Genomic DNA, 19,237 nt, shown 5'->3' with positions numbered 1-19,237 from the left:
ACTTACTCAGCAGCTTCTGACTTAGCTTCAGGCTTAGCTTCAGAACGCTCTTCACGACGTGGAGCACGCTCTTCTTTTTGCTTAAGCATGATTGATTGCTCAGTGATCGCTGCTTTAGTACGCATGATCATGTTACGTAGAACTGCATCGTTGAAACGGAAAGCAGTTTCTAGCTCATCAATTACAGCTTGGTCAGCTTCAACGTTCATAAGAACGTAGTGAGCTTTGTGAAGCTTGTTGATTGGGTAAGCCAGTTGACGACGGCCCCAGTCTTCTAGACGGTGGATTTTACCGCCAGCTTCAGTGATTGAACCAGTGTAACGCTCGATCATGCCAGCAACTTGCTCGCTTTGATCTGGGTGCACCATGAATACGATTTCGTAATGACGCATTGGTTGCTCCTTACGGATTATTCAGCTTCCACAAATGGCTCAGTCGTCCAGAGGAAGCAAGGAACTAAAGATAATTGACTGAGTTTAAGGAGCACGAATAGTACAGAAAGGGCGCAAAATAGGCAAGTGATTATTTGCTCAACGCAGGGGATATTTTATTTCATCCAACGTTAGAAATAACAAAGGCTACCAATAAAGTGACAGCCTTTAAAATCAGGGCATTATCGCGCGTATATCGGGGCTTATTTTACTTCAGCCAGCTCCGTGCGCATTTGGTCGATCACTTGTTTGTAATCTGGCTGACCGAAAATTGCCGAGCCTGCAACAAACATGTCTGCGCCCGCTTCTGCGATTTCACGAATGTTGTCAACCTTCACACCACCATCAATTTCTAAACGGATATCGCGACCAGATTCATCGATCATCTTACGAACTGCACGCAGTTTATCTAGCGTGTGAGGAATGAATGATTGACCACCAAAGCCAGGGTTAACCGACATCAGTAGAATCATGTCGACTTTGTCCATGATGAACTCAAGGCTCGCAAGTGGCGTTGCTGGGTTTAGTACCACACCAGCCTGACAGCCGTGCTCTTTAATTAACTGCAGTGTACGGTCCACATGATCAGAAGCTTCCACATGGAATGTAATCATCGACGCACCCGCTTTTGCGAAATCAGGAATAATGCGGTCAACCGGTTTCACCATTAGGTGAACATCGATTGGCGCTGTGATGCCGTAATCGCGTAGTGCTTTACATACAGGTGCACCAAAAGTCAGGTTTGGTACATAGTGGTTATCCATAACGTCGAAATGCACCACATCCGCACCCGCTGCGAGTACTTTCTCGACATCTTCACCGAGACGAGCAAAATCTGCCGATAAAATGGATGGAGCAATAAGAAAATCTTTCATACCTGACCTCAGTAGTAATGAGCAAACAATCTGCGCGCAATTCTACCGAAGCCAGTGGGGAGATCCACTATTTAGATTTAATAGTGTGAGAACTAAGAGCTTGGTTGATCCATCTCAGGGGCATGAAAAAGCGCAAGCAGCTCATCGACTTTATTACGACCACTGCCATTGCGGCTAATGGTGCGCTTTACTTTTACTACATTGAGATCCGCACCGTGATACAACCGACGCGTCAGCGTAGTGTCGTGGTTAGAAATCAGAACCGGAATACCACGCTCAGTCGCCGTTCTTTCAGCAATGTCGGCTAATGCAGCCTGATCATCCAACGTGAAACCATTACCTGCGTATGAGGTGAAATTTGCCGTGTTTGAAAGCGGTGCATAAGGAGGATCGCAATACACCACACTCCCCTTACGTGCTCGACGAAAAGTTTCTGGATAACCTTCACAAACGAACGTGGCTTTCTTGGCTTTTTCGGCAAAAAACTCCAATTCCGCCTCTGGGAAGTAAGGCTTTTTATATGAACCGAACGGAACGTTAAAACCGCCTTTTTTGTTGTAACGGCATAAACCATTAAAACCAAAGCGGTTCATGTACAAAAACGCTAAAGAGCGGTACATCACGTCATCGGTTTTATTAAACTCAGCGCGAATGTGTAAGTAGGCTTCTTTACGGTTATTCTCGGCAACAAACCAACGCTTCGCTTCAGAGATGTACTCTTCCGGGCGCTCTTTTAGTAGGTTGTACAGATTGATCAAATCTGGATTGATATCTGCCAGTAGGTAATGGTCATAGTCGGTATTCAGAAACACTGAGCCCGCACCAACAAAAGGTTCAACTAGCTTTCGAGCCGGTGGTAAATGACGTTGGATGTCTTCAACCAGTCCGTATTTTCCTCCTGCCCATTTAAGAAAGGCTCGTTGCTTTTTCATCTACTGCTCTATCTATCGACCAAAAATTAAGGCTGCGGAATGTAACATATTTTTCAGCGAAGCTCAGGTTTATTTCACGCGATCAATTTCGCGATGAACCTGACGGAGTGATTTTGCCCAAGGACTCACCGACTTAACCGAATCAGGCAAGCTTGCAACGGCATCGCGAGCCATTTGAATTGTCGGATAGTCTTGGTATGTGATGATATACCACTCGGTGTCATTGCGAACGGTAGGATAAATTCGTACTTGATTATTCAGCCGATGCTCATCGAGGAAGGCTTGTACATCCTCCATTGACGTCATAGCAGCAAGCTGCAGTGTATAGGCTCTTGGTGATAGTGCTTTTAATTCTTCGCGAGCAAATGAAAACTTAACCACAGGCTGCTTCGCACCGTCTTCTCCTGACCGAGCAGAAGTTTGCGTCATACCTTGATTTGGTTTTACGACTTTTATTAGGGGTGAGCTGGTTTCATCAGTGGCGTCTTGCTTCTCAACGCCTATGACATCATCAATCGCTTTTGTGTCTGCTGAATCAGCTTTACCTTCAAGCAATGCATCGACCACATTCGACTCAATCACCACTCTCTGTTGATTGTCATCACTGCCAACGCTCGCCACTTCTTCCGTTACTGCTGGCGGTAATGAATCAGAATCATCAATCGCGCCAGAGCCATCAAGGCCACTGCTAGTGTCATCAGTCACAGATTGTAGTGAAGACTGCGCAGCACTGATTCCTGAATCTTCAAAAGTTGGAATAGCCGTTTGCTCTAAACTACCAGCAATTTGCTGCGCTTTATCATCAGGGCTTGGTTGATTATACATCCACCAATAGCCACCAGCAGCAAGCAACAGTAATGCTAATACCACTAACGCAATATTCAGCGGTGAACCGACAATCGAGCGGATAATGATCCTTTTTTCCACTTTCATCTCTCCTAACGCCATGATGTCACCCGGTACTGGGTCAACTTTTTTAAATGCATCTCGAACCCGCTTCTCCGCCTCATCATCAACATAGCGCGCAACAAGTGATTCAAAGAAACGACGGGCTTCCACTTCGGACAACATATCAATATCAAGCTCAACAGGCTTTATCTCTTGTCCGTAACTGAGACGTGACAGCAATCCTTCTAAGCGCCCAGACTGCGTAAATAATAAGACATTGATGGTCCAATTCGGCTTATGATGCGCCTCTAAAACCAGCATCCAAAGCTCAGAAACGAGCGTCTCACTTAATAAATGCGCATCATCAACCACAATCGCGATATCACAAGGCTCATCACCCAATAGTCTTTCGAGGCTATCAAGTAAAGGCTCTTGCTGATTAAACAATGCGTCCGAAACTAGTTGACTCAAAATAAGGATGCGGCGCTGCACATCATCTTGATTAGAATGACAAAGTAACAAACATTGATTCTTGTTACTGGCACCCACTTCAAGGTATCGCTGCGCTAACCAAGATTTTCCATAACCATCATGACCATTAATCGCAATGAAATTGGAACCAAAATTAGTCAGCAATCCTAACCTATCAAGCAACTCGATTTGAGAATCTAATTCCAGAACGTGAGCAACACTCATCTAATAACCTTAATACACTACAAGAATGACGCCCAAAGGCGCCATTACAAGGTTAAATATCGCGACCGAAGTCTATCGCCTGTTTGAGTACGTCTTGTGTCGTATCAGCAATGACCTCGGCACTACCAATGCCTGTAGGTAGAACTAATCTTAATTGACCAGAGAGGACTTTTTTATCTCGCATCATATGTTTGAGGAAGTCATCGAAGCTCATACTTTCTGGAGTATGAACAGGCAGTTTGGCACGACGCAAAATCGCAACAATACGCTCAAATTGCTCTGCTGAGATAAGACCGCGCAGATGCGAAGTTTTGGCCGCCATAACCGTGCCAGCAGAAACCGCTTCACCATGCAGCCAATTGCCGTAGCCAAGCTCAGCTTCAATCGCATGACCAAAGGTGTGACCTAAGTTGAGCAGAGCGCGGATGCCCGATTCTTTCTCATCCTGAGCCACCACTTCCGCTTTTATTTCACAGCAACGTGCAATGGCATAAGTTAGCGCTTCTTCATCCAACGCGTACAAGCGTTCAAGGTTTTCTTCCAACCATACAAAAAAGTCTGCATCGTAAATGATGCCGTACTTAATGACTTCTGCAATACCTGCTGCGAATTCACGCTCAGGCAACGTCGATAAACAGTTGGTATCGATGATCACGGCTTTAGGTTGGTAAAACGCACCTATCATGTTCTTACCCAACGGATGGTTAACCGCGGTTTTTCCCCCCACCGAAGAGTCCACTTGAGATAGCAATGTGGTTGGTATTTGAATAAAGTCGACCCCACGCTGGTAACAGGCAGAAGCAAAACCCACAAGGTCGCCAATAACACCACCACCTAACGCGATGATCACAACATCACGAGCGTAATTCCCCTCGAGGAGGAAGTTCATCACTTGGTTAAACACATCCAAGTTTTTGTACTGTTCGCCGTCAGGCAATTCTAACAAGGATGCACTACAACCGAGCTGCTCGAGTTGCTTTAAAATTTTGTCTGCATACAAAGGCGCCACTGTGACATTACTGATCACAACAACTTTTTGTTTTGCATTTTTGTTTGAGAGAACTTGAGAGAGGTACGCCGGGTCCTCAAATAACCCGGCGCCAATAGAGATTGGGTAGCTACGCTCAGCTAGGTTGACCGTAATCCGTTCCATCGGTTTGCTCCAATTAAAAAAAAGATAAAAACTTATCTCTCTTCTAGCATTTTTACGATCTGGTTGGCTACCACTTTTGCACTCTGATCGTCAGTGCGAACAGTGTAATCCGCTACTTCTTCATACAGAGGATTACGTTCTTCAGCTAATTGCTCCAATACTTCGCGAGGGTTGTCCGTTTGAAGTAGAGGACGCTTCTTGTCACGGTTTGTGCGCGCAAGTTGCTTTTCAATCGTCGTTTCTAAGTAAACAACAACACCACGTGCCGAAAGACGATTACGGTTTTCTTTGCTCTTAACAGAGCCACCGCCAGTCGCAAGCACGATGCCTTGCTCTTGTGTTAGGTCTTCAAGTACCGCTTCTTCACGCTTACGGAAGCCTTCTTCACCTTCTACATCAAAAACCCAAGAGATGTCTGCACCAGTGCGTTCTTCGATCACTGTATCGGAGTCAACAAACTCCATATGCAGTTGCTGTGCTAGATGTCTACCAATTGTACTTTTGCCGGCGCCCATTGGGCCAACAAGGAAAATATTACGTTTCTCAGCCATGTTTAGCAGTAATTTACAACATTGATTCAATAAGATCGCCACAAGAAAACACAGCTAAATCGCTGTTCTACAAGGCTTGTGGCACCAGTTCCTCACAGATAATTCGTGATAAGACCCGAAATTATCCAAGCATGGTGCCACTATTGCAACTTTATTTTTGATTTAATCAGTTTTTCACGAGGTAGAACTACTGAATCACCACCTTAGGGGTGACGAAAATTAACAGCTCACTTTTGCCAACATTTTCATAACTTCGACGGAAAAGCGCACCTAATAGTGGCAGATCGCCTAACAAAGGCACTTTGTCCACCGAGTTAGTAATGCTGTGCTGGAAAATACCACCAAGAACGACGGTTTCACCGTTATTTACTAACACTTGCGTCCCGATACGCTGAGTATCAATCGCAACGGCTTCACCAGTGCCTGTTTTCACGACTTGTCCAGGTCTATCTTGCGTAACGCTTAAATCCAACACAAGGCGGTTATCCGGTGTAATTTGTGGCGTCACCTTCAAACTCAATACTGCTTTTTTGAACGTTACCGTCGTAGCACCACTTGATGAGGACTCTAGATAAGGTATCTCGGTACCCTGCTCAATATAGGCAGGCTTCTTATTGGTAGTGATCAAACGTGGGCTTGAGATAATCTCAGCTTTGGACTCTTGTTGCAGCGCAGAAAGCTCGAGGTCTAACAAGGTGTCTGAGCCTAATTTTGCAACCTGAAAAGCAATGCTGGTCGCGTTTGGACTGGTTGCAGCTAAGTTTACGTTTAGGAAGTCATCGATACCTACTCCATCACCGTCACCACCGTCTTCTCCTTCACCACCACCGTTATATAAACCGATCGTGGCAAGGTTGTTTTCGATAGAACCACCAACCGTGTTATTGCCATTAATAGAGGTAAAGCCCCAGCGAATTCCCAACTCGTCCATGTTGCCTTCATTGATGGTCACAATACGCGCTTCAATTTGAACCTGCTTCACCGGGATATCCAAAGATTCAATAATTTCTCGAATCACTTCAATGTTTTCAGGTAGCTCACGAATCAATAACGAGTTAGTCCGCTCATCAATGGTCATACTGCCTCGCTCAGACAACATACTGATGTTCCCTTCTCCGTTGATCATCTCTGCAATGTCTGAAGCTTTGGCGAAGTTTACCTTGATGATTTCAGACGAAAGCTCTCCCATCGTTTGTTCTAGCTGCTGCTTTTCGAGTTGCTGTTTTTCGCGCAGATCAAGCTCATCTGTTGGAGCAACCAGAATCACATTTCCATCAACACGCTTATCTAACCCCTTAACTTGCAAAATAATATCCAGCACTTGCTGCCACGGAACACCATCAAGACGAAGTGTGAGGTTACCTTCTACGGAGTCTGAAACAACCAAGTTGAACTGGTTGTAGTCGGCAATCAGCTGTAACACGTTACGTACAGGAATATCTTGGAAGTTAATTGAAATGAGCTTGCCTTCTTTTTCTAGAATGCTTTTATCCGGGGCTTTCTCATTGGGTTTGATCTTAGCCACTTTGATTTCCAAGAATCGCCCTGTTAAACGGTAATCATGCGTATATTCTTCATTAATGTGCGCAACCAAGCGCGTAGTTGAGGTATCGCGAAACACCTCTACGCTTTCAACCACAGTCGAGAAATCTTTTACGTCTAGGAGATACAGTTGCTCGTCTTTTACCGAAGTATTAAGCAAATCGATACTTAACCCTTCCTGTACGCGTTTGACATCAACAATCGCGGCAGGTGACGCCAGTTCAACGACTATAACGGCGTCTTTATCTTTATTAGTGCGAAAGTCGATATTCTTTAAGGCATTAGACGATACTTCTTCTGCTGCCACTAAAGGGGCTAAAAATACAAACAACCATAAGGAGAAGAGCCCAGTTAGTATCCTTGTTGTACGTGTTAATCCTTGTCTCATTTTCATTACTCAATATCAAAAATAAATGGGGCTATCTCAAAGCCAACTTAACTTTACGCTTCTGCCAACACCCTAAGCCGTCGGGCAATGTTTCATTAATTAACAAATAGGAATGGCTGACGTGGGTCACTTTGCCATTGTTGCGTCCGAGGTATTGCCCCGGCTTCACTTTATAAACGGTTCCATTGGGTGCCTGAACGAGACCAGAAACCGTATTACCCATGCCCATAACTCCTTTCAAACGTAATTGGCTTAATGGGAATTTTTCTAATTTGCCAGTGCGCCTTCTTGAAGGCGGTTGCCAGCAATCTTTTCTTGCAACGGGCTGAGTGGCGATCGTGGCTTCTTTTGGTAACTCAAAGGGCGCACGCTGTACTTCAGGTGCGTACGTGACGGCAACATACTTATCTGCAGGCTTAAGTTTCTCGACATCTCGACGCGCCTGACTCTCAACCCCTCGAATAAAATCCGTTAATGACTCATCATTCGCCTGACATCCAAGTAGCAGAGACCCCATCAGCACCAACAACAAATGCTTACTTGTCATTGTTCGTCTCCTCTGGCTTAAACTGATAGGTATTGGCTCGTACCCTAAAGTGCAGAGTTTCACTTTCTTGGCTGACACGCTGCCAAGTCACATCTTTGAACGTGATGATTCGAGGTAGCGTTGCTATCGCCTGAGAAAAATGTCCAATGTCATGAAAATCACCCGTTAACTCAATGTTTAAAGGAAGACGATAGAGGAAATGCTCTGATTGCTTTTCACCCCAGTCGATACGGGTAAAGGTCAACTTATTGTCGATACCGAGTTCATTCACCGAAGCGAGCATCGTAGCCAACTCTTTTTGCGCGGGCAGTTGTTGTAGCAATAACTCGTAACGCGTGGTGAGTTCATCCAATTGAGATTGAAGCTGAGGCAATGCAGCTACTTTGTTCGCTTTGATCTTCAGTGCTACCTTGAGCGTCTGCTCCTGCTGGACCAAGTTATTCAATTGCTCTTCTTTTGGCTTAAGGTAAAACCAATAGCCAAAACCTTGAATGAGGAAAATCAGCAGCGCGATAACCACAAGCTGAGGCAACAATGGCCACTCTGCCATTTCATCTATTTCGAGATCCTGCCAATCAACCATGCTGGGCCTCCGCTTTCTTCTCCGGCACTTTGAACATGAAAGACACTTTGAACGTTTGGAACTCTTTTCCAAAGCGCGCTTTTCCGTGAACGATGGAGTGCATTTCTACATCATTCAACTTGGCCGAACGCTCCATGTTGTCCAGCATCGTGGCAAGTTTTGGAGTGCTATCAGAGATCCCTGAGATCTCAATTTCCAGATCATTCATTTTGATCTTGTCGACATATACACCTTCAGGAATGACGGCTGGCATCAAGTTCATAAACTCGGTCGTTTTGTTTCTACCGTTTTGTAACCCTTCAACCACTTTTAAACGTTCGAGGATTTTGCTGTGCTCTTGCTCGGCGATTTTCATTGCTTCAATACGCTGGTCGAGCTCAGCAATGTAGTGAGTAAGGTAATCAAGCCGCTCCTGCTGCTGATCTTGTTGGTACTCAAAAAACTTTCCAATACCCCATTGAATACCAATGGCGACCAACATGCCTAACGCGACCAAGCTAATGAAACGACGTCGGTGCTCTTCTCTTTGGTTCTCTCGCCAAGGAAGTAAATTAATGCGATAAAGCACGCGCACCTCCTAGCCAATGAATGCCACGAATCGCGAGTCCTGCGGCTGTAGAGAAATGCTGCCAATCCGCGGCACGACGTTTACGTTTGGACACCTTCATCTCAAATAGCCCTAGCGGGTTTAGCAATTCACACTCTAGTGACAGTTGCTGAGATAACTCTTCCGCGAGCATTGGTGTCGAAGCTCCTTCCCCTGATAACCAGATACCTTTGATATTTTGCAAGCCATTAATTGAAGTGTAGAGCTGCATCTGACGTTTCACCCGTTCCACAATTTGGCGATTAAACAGCTCTGTTTTCTCCTGAGCATCATCGGACATCAAATCATCTTGAACAGGGCTGTTTGCTCCGCGTGTGCCGCAAGCAAACTCTTTATGAAACAGCTCACCTTGTTCGGTAAACATGGTAAAGGAGCTCGATGAGGTGCCAATATCGAGTAAGCAGTACTTATTTTTGTCAGGAAAGCGATCGGCGGTGAGCTTCCAGATATGACCAAGACTTTGTGAATGCACGTCCACTAAAACGGGTTTTAGTCCGGATTTTTGTAATGCATCCACGCGACTATCGACCACATCTTTTCTTGTCGCAAACACTTGATAGTTATCAGTCCCACGCAACCCATCTTCGGCACGAAGACGGACGAAGTCTAAACTCAGCTCTTCGACAGGGAATGGCGATTGATGAGAAAATGCCTGAATCACAGCAAACTCAACCTCGCTATCTTCAAGGTTTTGTTCTATTTGCAATTTTTTACTGATCACCGAATTATCAGGCACTGAAATTGCGACCTTTTTAGCCCCAAAAGGCAGTTCTTTTTTAATCAGCTTTAGGGTCTTTACAATTTCTTGATGATTTATAGTGTTATTTTCAGCGACAATACCTTCCTTTAGTAATATTTCTTTGTAACCCAACAGAGCGTAATTGTTGCCTGTGGGTTTAAGTACTACGGCTTTGAGGCTGTTATGGCCTATATCGATGCCGGTAACGATTAGCTTATCCATCTCTTACTCTCGCTCCGAAATTTCTTCGTGCAAAGGTTGTTATTAGCACCCAAATAAGAGTTAATATCTCTATGTGCTAAATTTTTGACCTAAGAGTACAAGGGTTTGCCGTTACACAGCCTCAACCAATCAGGGATTCTCCGGTGAAGTTCATAAAGCGTTTATTATTTTTAACATTGATTTGCATAATTCTTGGAGTCACCACAATATTTGGCTTCTATCAGTACGTGAAGCCTGAATTGCCAGATGTTGCAACTCTAAAAGACGTTGAATTACAAACACCTATGCAGGTGTTTAGTCAAGACGGGAAGCTGATCGCACAGTTCGGTGAAAAGCGTCGTATTCCTGTTACTTATGATGAAATTCCTCAAGACTTAATTCATGCGCTAATCGCAACCGAAGATAGCCGTTTTTACGAACACCCAGGTATCGATCCTATCGGCATCACTCGTGCAGCCGTTGTAGTTGCGATCTCAGGTTCAGCTAAGCAGGGCGCAAGTACCATTACGCAACAGCTAGCGCGTAACTTCTTCTTATCTAATGAGAAGAAGATCATGCGTAAGATTAAAGAGATTTTCATTGCTATCCACATTGAGCAGCTTCTGAGTAAGCAAGAAATCATGGAACTTTATGTCAATAAAATCTTCCTTGGTTACCGCTCATATGGTTTTGGTGCAGCCGCTCAAGTTTACTTTGGTAAGAGCCTTGATGAATTGACGTTAAGCGAACTTGCGACACTCGCAGGGATGCCAAAAGCGCCATCAACGATGAACCCAATTTACTCTCTTGAGCGTGCGACAAAACGCCGTAACGTCGTGTTAATGCGAATGCTTGATGAAAAATACATCACGCAAGAACAGTATGACGAAGCACGCAACGAACCTATCGTGGCGCGTTACCACAGTGCTGAAATTGAACTTTCCGCTCCTTATGTGGCGGAACTAGCTCGTGCATGGGCCGTGAAAGAGTACGGTGAAGAAGAAGCCTATACCTCTGGCTTGAATATCTACATGACGGTGGACTCTAAACTGCAAGATGCCGCGAATACATCCGTGGTAAATAACCTGCTGTCATACGATGAACGTCACGGCTACCGCGGTGCGGAGAAAGTGCTTTGGAAAGAAGGTGAAACCGCTTGGAACAGCGAGCAAATAGAAAAGCACCTTAAGAAGCAGCCAACTTATGGTGACCTTTATCCTGCCGTCGTGACAAAAGTCGATGATAAGACTGCACAAGTTTGGGTTAAAAACCATGAAGAGCAGACCATTCCTTGGACTGGAATGCATTGGGCACGTAAATACATCACCGAAAACCGCCAAGGCTCAACACCAAAATCAGCGCATGATGTGCTAGCGACGGGTCAACAAGTTTGGGTTCGCGAAGTGAGCGAAGCCAATGAAGATGACAACACGACACAAAGCTGGAAACTGAGCCAAGTGCCAACAGCGAACACCGCGTTTGTCGCGATGAACCCGGAAAATGGTGCGATATTGTCGTTAGTGGGTGGCTTTAACTTTGTTCATAGTAAGTTTAACCGTGCCACTATGTCCGTGCGTCAGGTTGGCTCAAGTATCAAACCATTTATCTACTCAGCCGCAATTGACAAGGGACTTACCCTAGCCACTCTGATCAACGATGCGCCGATTAACAAATGGGACGCAGGTTCTGGTTCGGCTTGGCGACCTAAAAACTCACCACCAACCTATGGCGGTCCAACTCGCCTTCGCCTCGGCTTAGCTCAGTCAAAGAACGTGATGGCAGTGCGTACGCTGCGTGAAGTAGGCCTTGATGAAACTCGTCAGTACCTTACTCGTTTTGGTTTTGATATTAACCAAGTACCACGTTCAGAGACCATCGCGCTCGGTGCTGGTAGCTTAACACCAATGAAAGTGGCACAAGGCTACTCTGTATTTGCGAACGGAGGTTATTACGTCGAACCGTTCTACGTAGAACGCGTGGAAGATGCATTCGGTGAAGTGCTGTTTAAAGCCAATCCAAAGAGCGTTTGTCATAAGGATTGCCCACAAATGAGCGCTCAGCCAGACAATCGCTATGCCGATGAGTTTGGCGAACAAGACGTCGCGATTGATGGCTTGGCAACAGACAACGCACTGGAAAATGATGAACCTCAATATGCTCCACAAGTTATCTCTGAGCAAAACGCATTCTTGATGCGTGAGATGATGTACAGCAACATTTGGGGTGGTGGTAACTGGCGTGAAGGTACGGGGTGGAACGGTACTGGCTGGCGTGCACAAAAACTGGGGCGTCGTGATATCGGTGGTAAAACGGGTACAACGAATGACTCCAAAGATGCTTGGTACAACGGCTATGGTCCTGGTGTTGTTGCCATTGCTTGGGTTGGTTTTGATGATCACTCACGCGCCCTTGGTCGCACAACGGTTAATAGCAACCTAGGCAAAGGCCAAATTTCTGGTGCTGAATCGGGTGCGAAAACCGCAGAACCCGCTTGGATTGACTTTATGCGCGTTGCACTAGAAGAAACACCTGAGCAAGGTAAAAATATTCCAGATAACATCATTCGTGTTCGTATTGATCGCAACACTGGCATGCTAACGCACAAAGTAGACAGCACATCGATGTTCGAATACTTTGAAAAAGGCACTGAGCCTACCGAATACGCTGGAGACCGTTTGGAAGACAGTATTTATTCTTCCGGCTCTGGCGCAGAAGAGCTGTTCTAAATCACTAAAGCAAAAGGGAGAGCATTCGCTCTCCCTTTTTTATGTCGGCTTTTACGCCGCGGCGTTCAATGAAGGGTAAGAAGCCAATACTTCTTTAATCTTCGCCGCCAAAGCTTCAAACCTTGCACGCAGTGGTGAGCCCGGGCGATATACAAGGACTATATTGCGCGAAGGCGTAGGGTTAACGGCTGGTACATAGCACACGCCATCTTTTTGCTTCTCATTGGGGATAGAAAGCTGAGGCAATAACGTAATCCCAGCACCAGCAGCGACCATATTCCGCAGTGTCTCCAAACTGGTTGCCTTAAAGCGTTCATCGTCTTTCGCTCCGGCAGCAAAACAGAAACCTAACGCTTGATCACGCAAACAGTGACCGTCTCCTAGCGCTAAAACGGTTTTACCATTCAGCTCCAACATATCAACATGGTCGAGAGAGGCCCACTCATGATCACATGGCACCGCAACGCTTAACGGCTCGTTATACACTTCGATTTCTTTAAAAGGTGCCGTTTCATCAACCGAAGCCAAGACCAAGCAGTCCAATTTACCTTCTTCTAATTGACGCACCAACTGATGTGTTTGAGCTTCGTGCAGGAACAGCTCCAGTTCAGGAAATGCTTCTTTTATCTGCGGCAGAATTTTGGGTAGTAGATACGGACCTACCGTCGGGATGAAACCGATATGCATAGGCCCAGTCATTGCTCCGCTCTGACCACTCGCCATATCTTTAAAAGTTTTCACTTCACTTAAGATACGCTTAGCTTGCTCCACCAACTGCAACCCTGAATCGGTAAACAAAACGCGACGGCTGCTTCGCTCTAAAAGCGTGGTACCGAGTTCATCCTCTAGCTTACGAATTTGTCCACTCAATGTTGGTTGGCTAACAAAACATGCTTCTGCCGCTTTGCGAAAGTGCTTATGTTCCGCAAGTGCAACTAAGTACTCAAAATCTCGAATATTCATAACTCACAATTCGCTTCTTTTAACAATAGCTAATGCCTATCAAAACCATAACACCAAACGATTAGAGCTATCAAAGGATTTTTACAATAATGGGCTCAACAGAACGAAACAGAGCAAAGAAAAACGCTAAGCTCTATACGCATAATTTAAAATAGTTAAAGGAAATCATTATGTTTGTATCTAAAGAAGGTCAACAAGTCCCTCAAGTTACTTTTCCAGTTCGTCAAGGTGACTCTTGGATGAATGTAACGACTGATGAGCTATTTAAAGGTAAGACCGTTATCGTATTTAGCTTACCGGGTGCATTTACTCCAACCTGTTCATCAAGCCATCTACCTCGTTACAACGAATTGTTCCCTGTATTTAAAGAGCACGGAGTGGATGAGATTATTTGTGTCTCAGTCAATGATACATTCGTGATGAATGCATGGAAACAAGACCAAGAAGCAGAAAACATTACCTTCATCCCGGATGGTAATGGTGAATTCACCGATGGAATGGGTATGTTAGTGGATAAAAACGACATCGGCTTTGGCAAACGTTCATGGCGTTACAGCATGCTAGTAAAAGATGGCGTAGTGGAAAAAATGTTCATTGAGCCAAACGAACCAGGCGACCCATTCAAGGTGTCAGACGCAGATACGATGCTGAATTACATAGCGCCTGACTACAAAACGCAAGAATCCATCACGGTGTTCACTAAACCAGGCTGCCCTTTCTGTATGAAAGCGAAACAAAACCTGATTGACCACGGTCTTCAATATGAAGAAGTGATTCTGGGTAAAGACGCAACGACAGTTAGTCTACGAGCTATATCTGGTCGCACGACTGTTCCACAAGTCTTTATCGGTGGCAAGCACATCGGCGGTAGCGAAGAGCTAGAAGCGTATCTAGGCTAAACTGTCCATAGCCGACACCCTCGGTCTCCGGTGCCTTTGGCTCGGAGGCCAACCCTAACTCACTTCTTCTACTAGTCTAGATAAGTAGTCGTCTACCGATAAGGTGACTCCTTATACAGATTCAACGACCCAATTCACTCTCCAAGCTCAATGTAGCTAGCTTGGCTTAAAAACAAAAAGCGAGAGTTCACGATGAAACAAGTTAATGTCGACGTAGCGATTATTGGTGGTGGTACTGCTGGTCTTGGCGCTTATCGAGCAGCAAAAGCTCATACTAATAGCGTAGTAATGATTGAAGGCGGCCCTTACGGAACAACCTGTGCTCGCGTCGGTTGCATGCCCTCTAAGCTGTTGATTGCGGCCGCAGAAAGTGCCCACCAAATCGAAAAAGCGCCTGGATTTGGGATCCATCCGCAAGGTGAAATACGCATTAACGGACAAGAAGTCATGGATCGTGTAAAACGCGAACGTGATCGTTTTGTTGGCTTTGTGCTTGAAAGCGTCGATGATATTCCCGCAGAAGACAAGTTGTCAGGTTACGCGAAGTTTGCCGATGATCATACACTTATCATAGATGACCATACTCAGGTCACCGCAAAACGGATTGTGATCGCGACGGGCTCTCGTCCTGCCTATCCAGCAGCTTGGAATGAGTTGGGTGACCGTCTCGTAATGAATGATGATGTCTTTGATTGGGATGATTTGCCTGAGTCCGTTGCGGTATTTGGCCCCGGAGTGATCGGACTTGAACTCGGTCAAGCATTGCACCGCCTAGGGGTGAAAGTGAAGCTCTTTGGTCTTGGTGGTCAAGTTGGTCCACTGACAGATCCAGAGGTGATGGCTTACGCAGATAAAACTTTTAAAGAAGAGTTCTATCTTGATGCCGATGTAAAAGTAGAAAGCATGAAGCGCATACCATCATCGAATGCAGCAGGCGCAGACAAAGTTGAAATCCAATTCATTAACCACGACGGTGAATTAGAAACCTTTATTGTTGATTACGTTTTAGCAGCCACTGGACGACGTCCTAACGTAGATAAGCTAGCGATCGAGAACACCAATATTGCCCTCGATGAACGCGGTGTACCAACCGCAGATCACTACACATTGCAAACCTCCGTAGAGAGTATTTTTATTGCGGGTGATGCAAGTAACCAAGTTCCATTGCTGCACGAAGCCGCTGATCAAGGTCGCATTGCTGGTGATAATGCTGGTCGCTTCCCAGATATTCGTGCAGGTCTGCGTCGTTCGCCAATTTCAGCTGTATTCTCCGATCCGCAAATAGCTATGGTCGGCGAAACTTTCAAACAACTGGAAACTCGCTTAGGAAGCTGTGGTTGTTTTGTTACTGGTGAAGTCTCGTTTGAGAATCAAGGACGTTCGCGTGTCATGCTACGAAACAAAGGGATGTTACATGTCTATGGCGAGCAAGGTACTGGACGCTTTTTAGGTGCAGAGATGATGGGGCCGAACGCAGAACACCTCGCGCATCTTTTGGCTTGGGCACACCAAAATAGAATGACGGTTTCTGAGATGCTAGATATGCCCTTCTATCATCCAGTGATCGAAGAGGGTGTCCGCACCGCTCTACGTGATTTGAATGCAAAACTACACTTAGGGCCAGAAATGGTGAAACATTGCCTTGACTGTGGGCCTGGTTGCTAACGCTTTCATGCTCAATCGAGCCAGTCTTTACATACCAAACAAAACAGAAAGCCTCGTGATTAACGAGGCTTTCTGTTGACTACTTTGAGGCGATTACATAAGTACTACACTGCCATCATTGCGTAACGACTTACCATGATGATCGCGACTACACCGATCGTAAAAAAGCCACCAGCGATACTCAGCGCAAATTTCAATTCTGTCGACATGATTATTTTTCCTATTAAAGACTGACAGCGCACCATACATCAATCACGTGCCACATAAGCTCTACAAAGCTAACTTTCCATTTTTGGTTGTGTTCCTGCGCTCTAAGCTGCGACAAAAAACGCTTTCTCTCTTTGTGTTGGGTATATAATCTGAAGCAACACTGATGCCTTGGAAAACACTATGACTTGTCGCCGTTGCGAGGAACATTGGTTTTGGAAAAAGCTTGGGCGTTGCCAACGATGCTTGGATCAGTTAACGGTGCTTTCGGTACTGTGCTGGATTGTGTGGTGGTTTGCGTTCAAAGATGATCCACAAAGCATCGAGTCGATCGCTTTGATCTTTGCTGGTTTCGCTTTCAATATTTTATTGTTTTTGCACTTATGGATGCGTTTTGTCATCTTGCCGTGGCAACGTCGGCGAGGACGAAAAGAGACGGATAAAAAAGAGTAAAGTGGCAGATAGAAAAAAGCCCCAAAACCAATATCAGTTCTGGGGCTCTCTTAGATTCTTCTAAGAAAAAGCAGTGGTACTTTAATAGACCGGGCTTCCTCTCAAAGGTTCCAAATTTTTTCGATTTTTTTAGCAAATACTGATGTAAGTGAATCAGAAAATAACTATGTCATTGAATGCTAATAAAATCACTCCGAAATTTCAGCTCATGCCACATGCGATTTTTGGATCACTTGCTCCATTAAATTGATCTCTAGCGCCACTTCATCACACGCGTGCTGACGTGGACACTGATCGCAATCTTTCAAGACTTTTTCTGGCAACAGCGACTTCGATGTTGGTAAGAAGCTCTGCTTCATAAAGAACTCTGGCGTTCGAGTGAGGACAAAGACCTTCTTTATCGCCATTTGACGTGCTTTCTCAACCAAGTGATTTACGATTGCCCTGCCCTGCCCTTGACCTTGCCAGCCCGCTTCGATACCAAGAGAGCGTATTTCAGCCAACCCTGAGTCATACACATATAGAGAAGCGCAACCTGTCACTTCACCATGATGCTCAGCCACCGCGAAGGAGCCAATATCTCTCACGAGCTCATTACGAGAGCGGGGTAGATTCTCACCGAGGTTCGCCCAATAAGCCACCATGCCCTCTAGTGTTTCAATGTCCGTCAAACGTGCAGGACGCACTTTCACTGCCGAGCTGTCACGCTGGCTCAGACATTTATCCGCTTGCTCTACCGCATAAGCGACTTGGTGAGGCGAAACGCCACCCAGCGCACAACGTTTTTCCAAACAAGACTCTATCGTCAGAATGTCATACACATCATCTTCAATCACCTCAGAGAAGGCTTTTAGCTCTTGCAGAGACAATTCTTCCAGCGCACAGCCTTTGTCAATTGCCCCTACCACCGCTACGCCCACAATATGGTGCGCCTCACGGAATGGGATGCCTTTCGCGACTAAGTAATCAGCTAACTCAGTCGCGTTCGCATACCCTTGCTTCGCAGCTTCAAGCGTACGCTCACCATTTACTTTAATGCCATCAAAACACAGCGCTGCCATTTCCATGCAATCATTCCATGTGTCTAACGCATCAAACAACCCTTCTTTATCTTCTTGCATGTCTTTGTTGTACGCCAATGGTAAGGCTTTCACTGTCATCATCATGCTCGATAATGCGCCATAGACACGCCCTGTCTTACCACGGATCAACTCAAGTGCATCTGGGTTTTTCTTCTGTGGCATCAATGACGAACCAGACGTCACCGTATCCGCTAACTCAATGAAGTTAGACTCCCCTGAGTTGTAGAAGATCATATCTTCTGCAAGACGAGAAAGGTGCAACATAGATATCGAGGCCACCGACATCAGTTCCATCACATGATCACGATCCGAAACCGAATCGAGTGAATTACGCGTAGCGCGGTGGAAACCAAGGTTATGAGCTAATTGTTCACGATCAATCGGATAAGCCGTGCCAGCTAAAGCACCCGAGCCAAGTGGACAAGTGTCGAGGCGCTGTAAGGCATCATTCAGACGAGAGTAGTCACGCTCGAACATTTCAACATAAGCCAAACACCAGTGAGCAAAGGTGACAGGTTGAGCACGCTGAAGATGAGTATAGCCAGGCAATACAGTGCCTTGGTGCTGCTTAGCAACATGAACCATTTGCGATTGCAGACGATCTAAAGCAATCAACAGTTGCTGGCCTTGCTGACGACACCAAAGTTTTAGGTCTGTCGCTACTTGGTCATTACGAGAACGCCCAGTGTGGAGTTTTTTACCTAAATCTCCCACTTTACTAATCAGCTGCTGTTCAACCCACGAGTGGATATCTTCTGCATCTGAGCGAAGAATTTGATGAGGGTCTTCCATCACTTCTAACTTCAGCTCGTTTAAAGCAAGTTCCAGCTTTTGCTGTTCTTCTGCCGATAGAACATCTACAGAAAGCAGAGCTTTAGACCATGCGATTGAACCTACGATGTCTTGCTCAGCCAATCGGTAGTCAAAACGCAACGAATCGTTAAACTCTTTAAATCTAGTGTCTGCCGCTTGGGTAAATCTTCCGCCCCATAATGCCATTGCGTTTCTCCTGATGACTATTGCTTACTCTAACGTTCTCGAATGAGTAGTAACCAATTTGATGGTCATTTGCTCACTTTTTCTTATGGGTCAACGTTACGGCAATTTCG

17 protein-coding genes are annotated in these 19,237 nt (G+C 45.6%); 4 read left to right on the top strand and 13 right to left on the bottom strand.

The features are described from left to right. Positions 1–2 precede the first annotated feature (2 nt). From rpsF to pilM, 11 genes are all read right to left on the bottom strand, one after another. Complete coding sequence (rpsF, locus tag MTR11_RS23175) at positions 3–392, bottom strand: 30S ribosomal protein S6 (protein WP_005381299.1); 390 nt, start codon at positions 390–392, stop codon at positions 3–5. Positions 393–634: 242 nt separating this feature from the next. Continuing rightward, complete coding sequence (gene rpe, locus MTR11_RS23170) at positions 635–1,306, bottom strand: ribulose-phosphate 3-epimerase (protein ID WP_005395709.1); 672 nt, start codon at positions 1,304–1,306, stop codon at positions 635–637. 92 nt (positions 1,307–1,398) lie between these two features. Next, positions 1,399–2,238, bottom strand: coding sequence for a Dam family site-specific DNA-(adenine-N6)-methyltransferase (locus MTR11_RS23165; protein ID WP_005395710.1), 840 nt, complete (start codon positions 2,236–2,238; stop codon positions 1,399–1,401). Between the two features lie 69 nt (positions 2,239–2,307). Further along, complete coding sequence (locus tag MTR11_RS23160) at positions 2,308–3,822, bottom strand: SPOR domain-containing protein (RefSeq protein WP_243328463.1); 1,515 nt, start codon at positions 3,820–3,822, stop codon at positions 2,308–2,310. A 52-nt stretch (positions 3,823–3,874) separates the two neighbouring features. Further along, the gene (gene aroB, locus MTR11_RS23155) at positions 3,875–4,975 is read right to left on the bottom strand and encodes a 3-dehydroquinate synthase (RefSeq protein ID WP_046874636.1); all 1,101 of its coding nucleotides are present in this window, start codon (positions 4,973–4,975) and stop codon (positions 3,875–3,877) included. A gap of 32 nt (positions 4,976–5,007) precedes the next feature. Further along, positions 5,008–5,526 (bottom strand): shikimate kinase AroK, encoded by a 519-nt coding sequence (aroK, locus tag MTR11_RS23150; RefSeq protein ID WP_005381319.1) that lies wholly within the window; start codon positions 5,524–5,526, stop codon positions 5,008–5,010. Positions 5,527–5,713: 187 nt separating this feature from the next. Next, on the bottom strand, positions 5,714–7,456 hold the full coding sequence (locus MTR11_RS23145) for a type IV pilus secretin PilQ (protein ID WP_243328462.1): 1,743 nt from the start codon (positions 7,454–7,456) through the stop codon (positions 5,714–5,716). Between the two features lie 31 nt (positions 7,457–7,487). Further along, the gene (locus MTR11_RS23140) at positions 7,488–8,003 is read right to left on the bottom strand and encodes a pilus assembly protein PilP (protein WP_005395715.1); all 516 of its coding nucleotides are present in this window, start codon (positions 8,001–8,003) and stop codon (positions 7,488–7,490) included. Then, positions 7,993–8,586 carry a type 4a pilus biogenesis protein PilO gene (locus MTR11_RS23135; RefSeq protein WP_012841351.1) on the bottom strand — a complete coding sequence of 198 codons (594 nt, stop codon included), beginning with the start codon at positions 8,584–8,586 and terminating at the stop codon, positions 7,993–7,995. The genes MTR11_RS23140 and MTR11_RS23135 overlap by 11 nt, the downstream gene beginning before the upstream one ends. Then, entirely contained in the window at positions 8,579–9,154 is a 576-nt protein-coding gene (locus tag MTR11_RS23130) for a PilN domain-containing protein (protein ID WP_005395717.1), read from the bottom strand. The genes MTR11_RS23135 and MTR11_RS23130 overlap by 8 nt, the downstream gene beginning before the upstream one ends. Beyond that, the gene (pilM, locus tag MTR11_RS23125; protein WP_243328461.1) at positions 9,138–10,154 is read right to left on the bottom strand and encodes a type IV pilus biogenesis protein PilM; all 1,017 of its coding nucleotides are present in this window, start codon (positions 10,152–10,154) and stop codon (positions 9,138–9,140) included. The genes MTR11_RS23130 and pilM overlap by 17 nt, the downstream gene beginning before the upstream one ends. A 143-nt stretch (positions 10,155–10,297) precedes the next feature. Between pilM and MTR11_RS23120 the strand changes: the two genes are divergently transcribed. After that, positions 10,298–12,859 (top strand): penicillin-binding protein 1A, encoded by a 2,562-nt coding sequence (locus tag MTR11_RS23120; RefSeq protein WP_161444903.1) that lies wholly within the window; start codon positions 10,298–10,300, stop codon positions 12,857–12,859. A 51-nt stretch (positions 12,860–12,910) separates the two neighbouring features. On the opposite strand, the gene oxyR is transcribed toward MTR11_RS23120, so the two are convergent. Further along, on the bottom strand, positions 12,911–13,822 hold the full coding sequence (oxyR, locus tag MTR11_RS23115; protein ID WP_005395720.1) for a DNA-binding transcriptional regulator OxyR: 912 nt from the start codon (positions 13,820–13,822) through the stop codon (positions 12,911–12,913). 170 nt (positions 13,823–13,992) lie between these two features. Between oxyR and MTR11_RS23110 the strand changes: the two genes are divergently transcribed. From MTR11_RS23110 to MTR11_RS23100, 3 genes are all read left to right on the top strand, one after another. Next, positions 13,993–14,721: a redoxin family protein gene (locus MTR11_RS23110; RefSeq protein ID WP_005395721.1), complete on the top strand. Its 729-nt coding sequence runs from the start codon at positions 13,993–13,995 to the stop codon at positions 14,719–14,721. A 192-nt stretch (positions 14,722–14,913) separates the two neighbouring features. Then, a complete protein-coding gene (locus MTR11_RS23105; protein WP_243328460.1) occupies positions 14,914–16,386 on the top strand; it encodes a dihydrolipoyl dehydrogenase in 1,473 nt (490 codons plus the stop codon). Between the two features lie 390 nt (positions 16,387–16,776). Continuing rightward, on the top strand, positions 16,777–17,046 hold the full coding sequence (locus MTR11_RS23100; protein ID WP_012841349.1) for a DUF3624 domain-containing protein: 270 nt from the start codon (positions 16,777–16,779) through the stop codon (positions 17,044–17,046). A 206-nt stretch (positions 17,047–17,252) separates the two neighbouring features. Here the strand turns inward: MTR11_RS23100 and argH are convergent, their stop codons facing one another. After that, positions 17,253–19,127: an argininosuccinate lyase gene (argH, locus tag MTR11_RS23095; protein WP_243328459.1), complete on the bottom strand. Its 1,875-nt coding sequence runs from the start codon at positions 19,125–19,127 to the stop codon at positions 17,253–17,255. Positions 19,128–19,237 lie beyond the last annotated feature (110 nt).

Origin of the sequence: Vibrio sp. CCB-PB317 (genome assembly GCF_022808245.1) — a bacterium.
Taxonomy (GTDB): Bacteria; Pseudomonadota; Gammaproteobacteria; order Enterobacterales; family Vibrionaceae; genus Vibrio; species Vibrio diabolicus.
The sequence above is the reverse complement of the archived record's forward strand: the minus strand, read 5'-3'. Positions and strand labels throughout refer to the sequence as shown.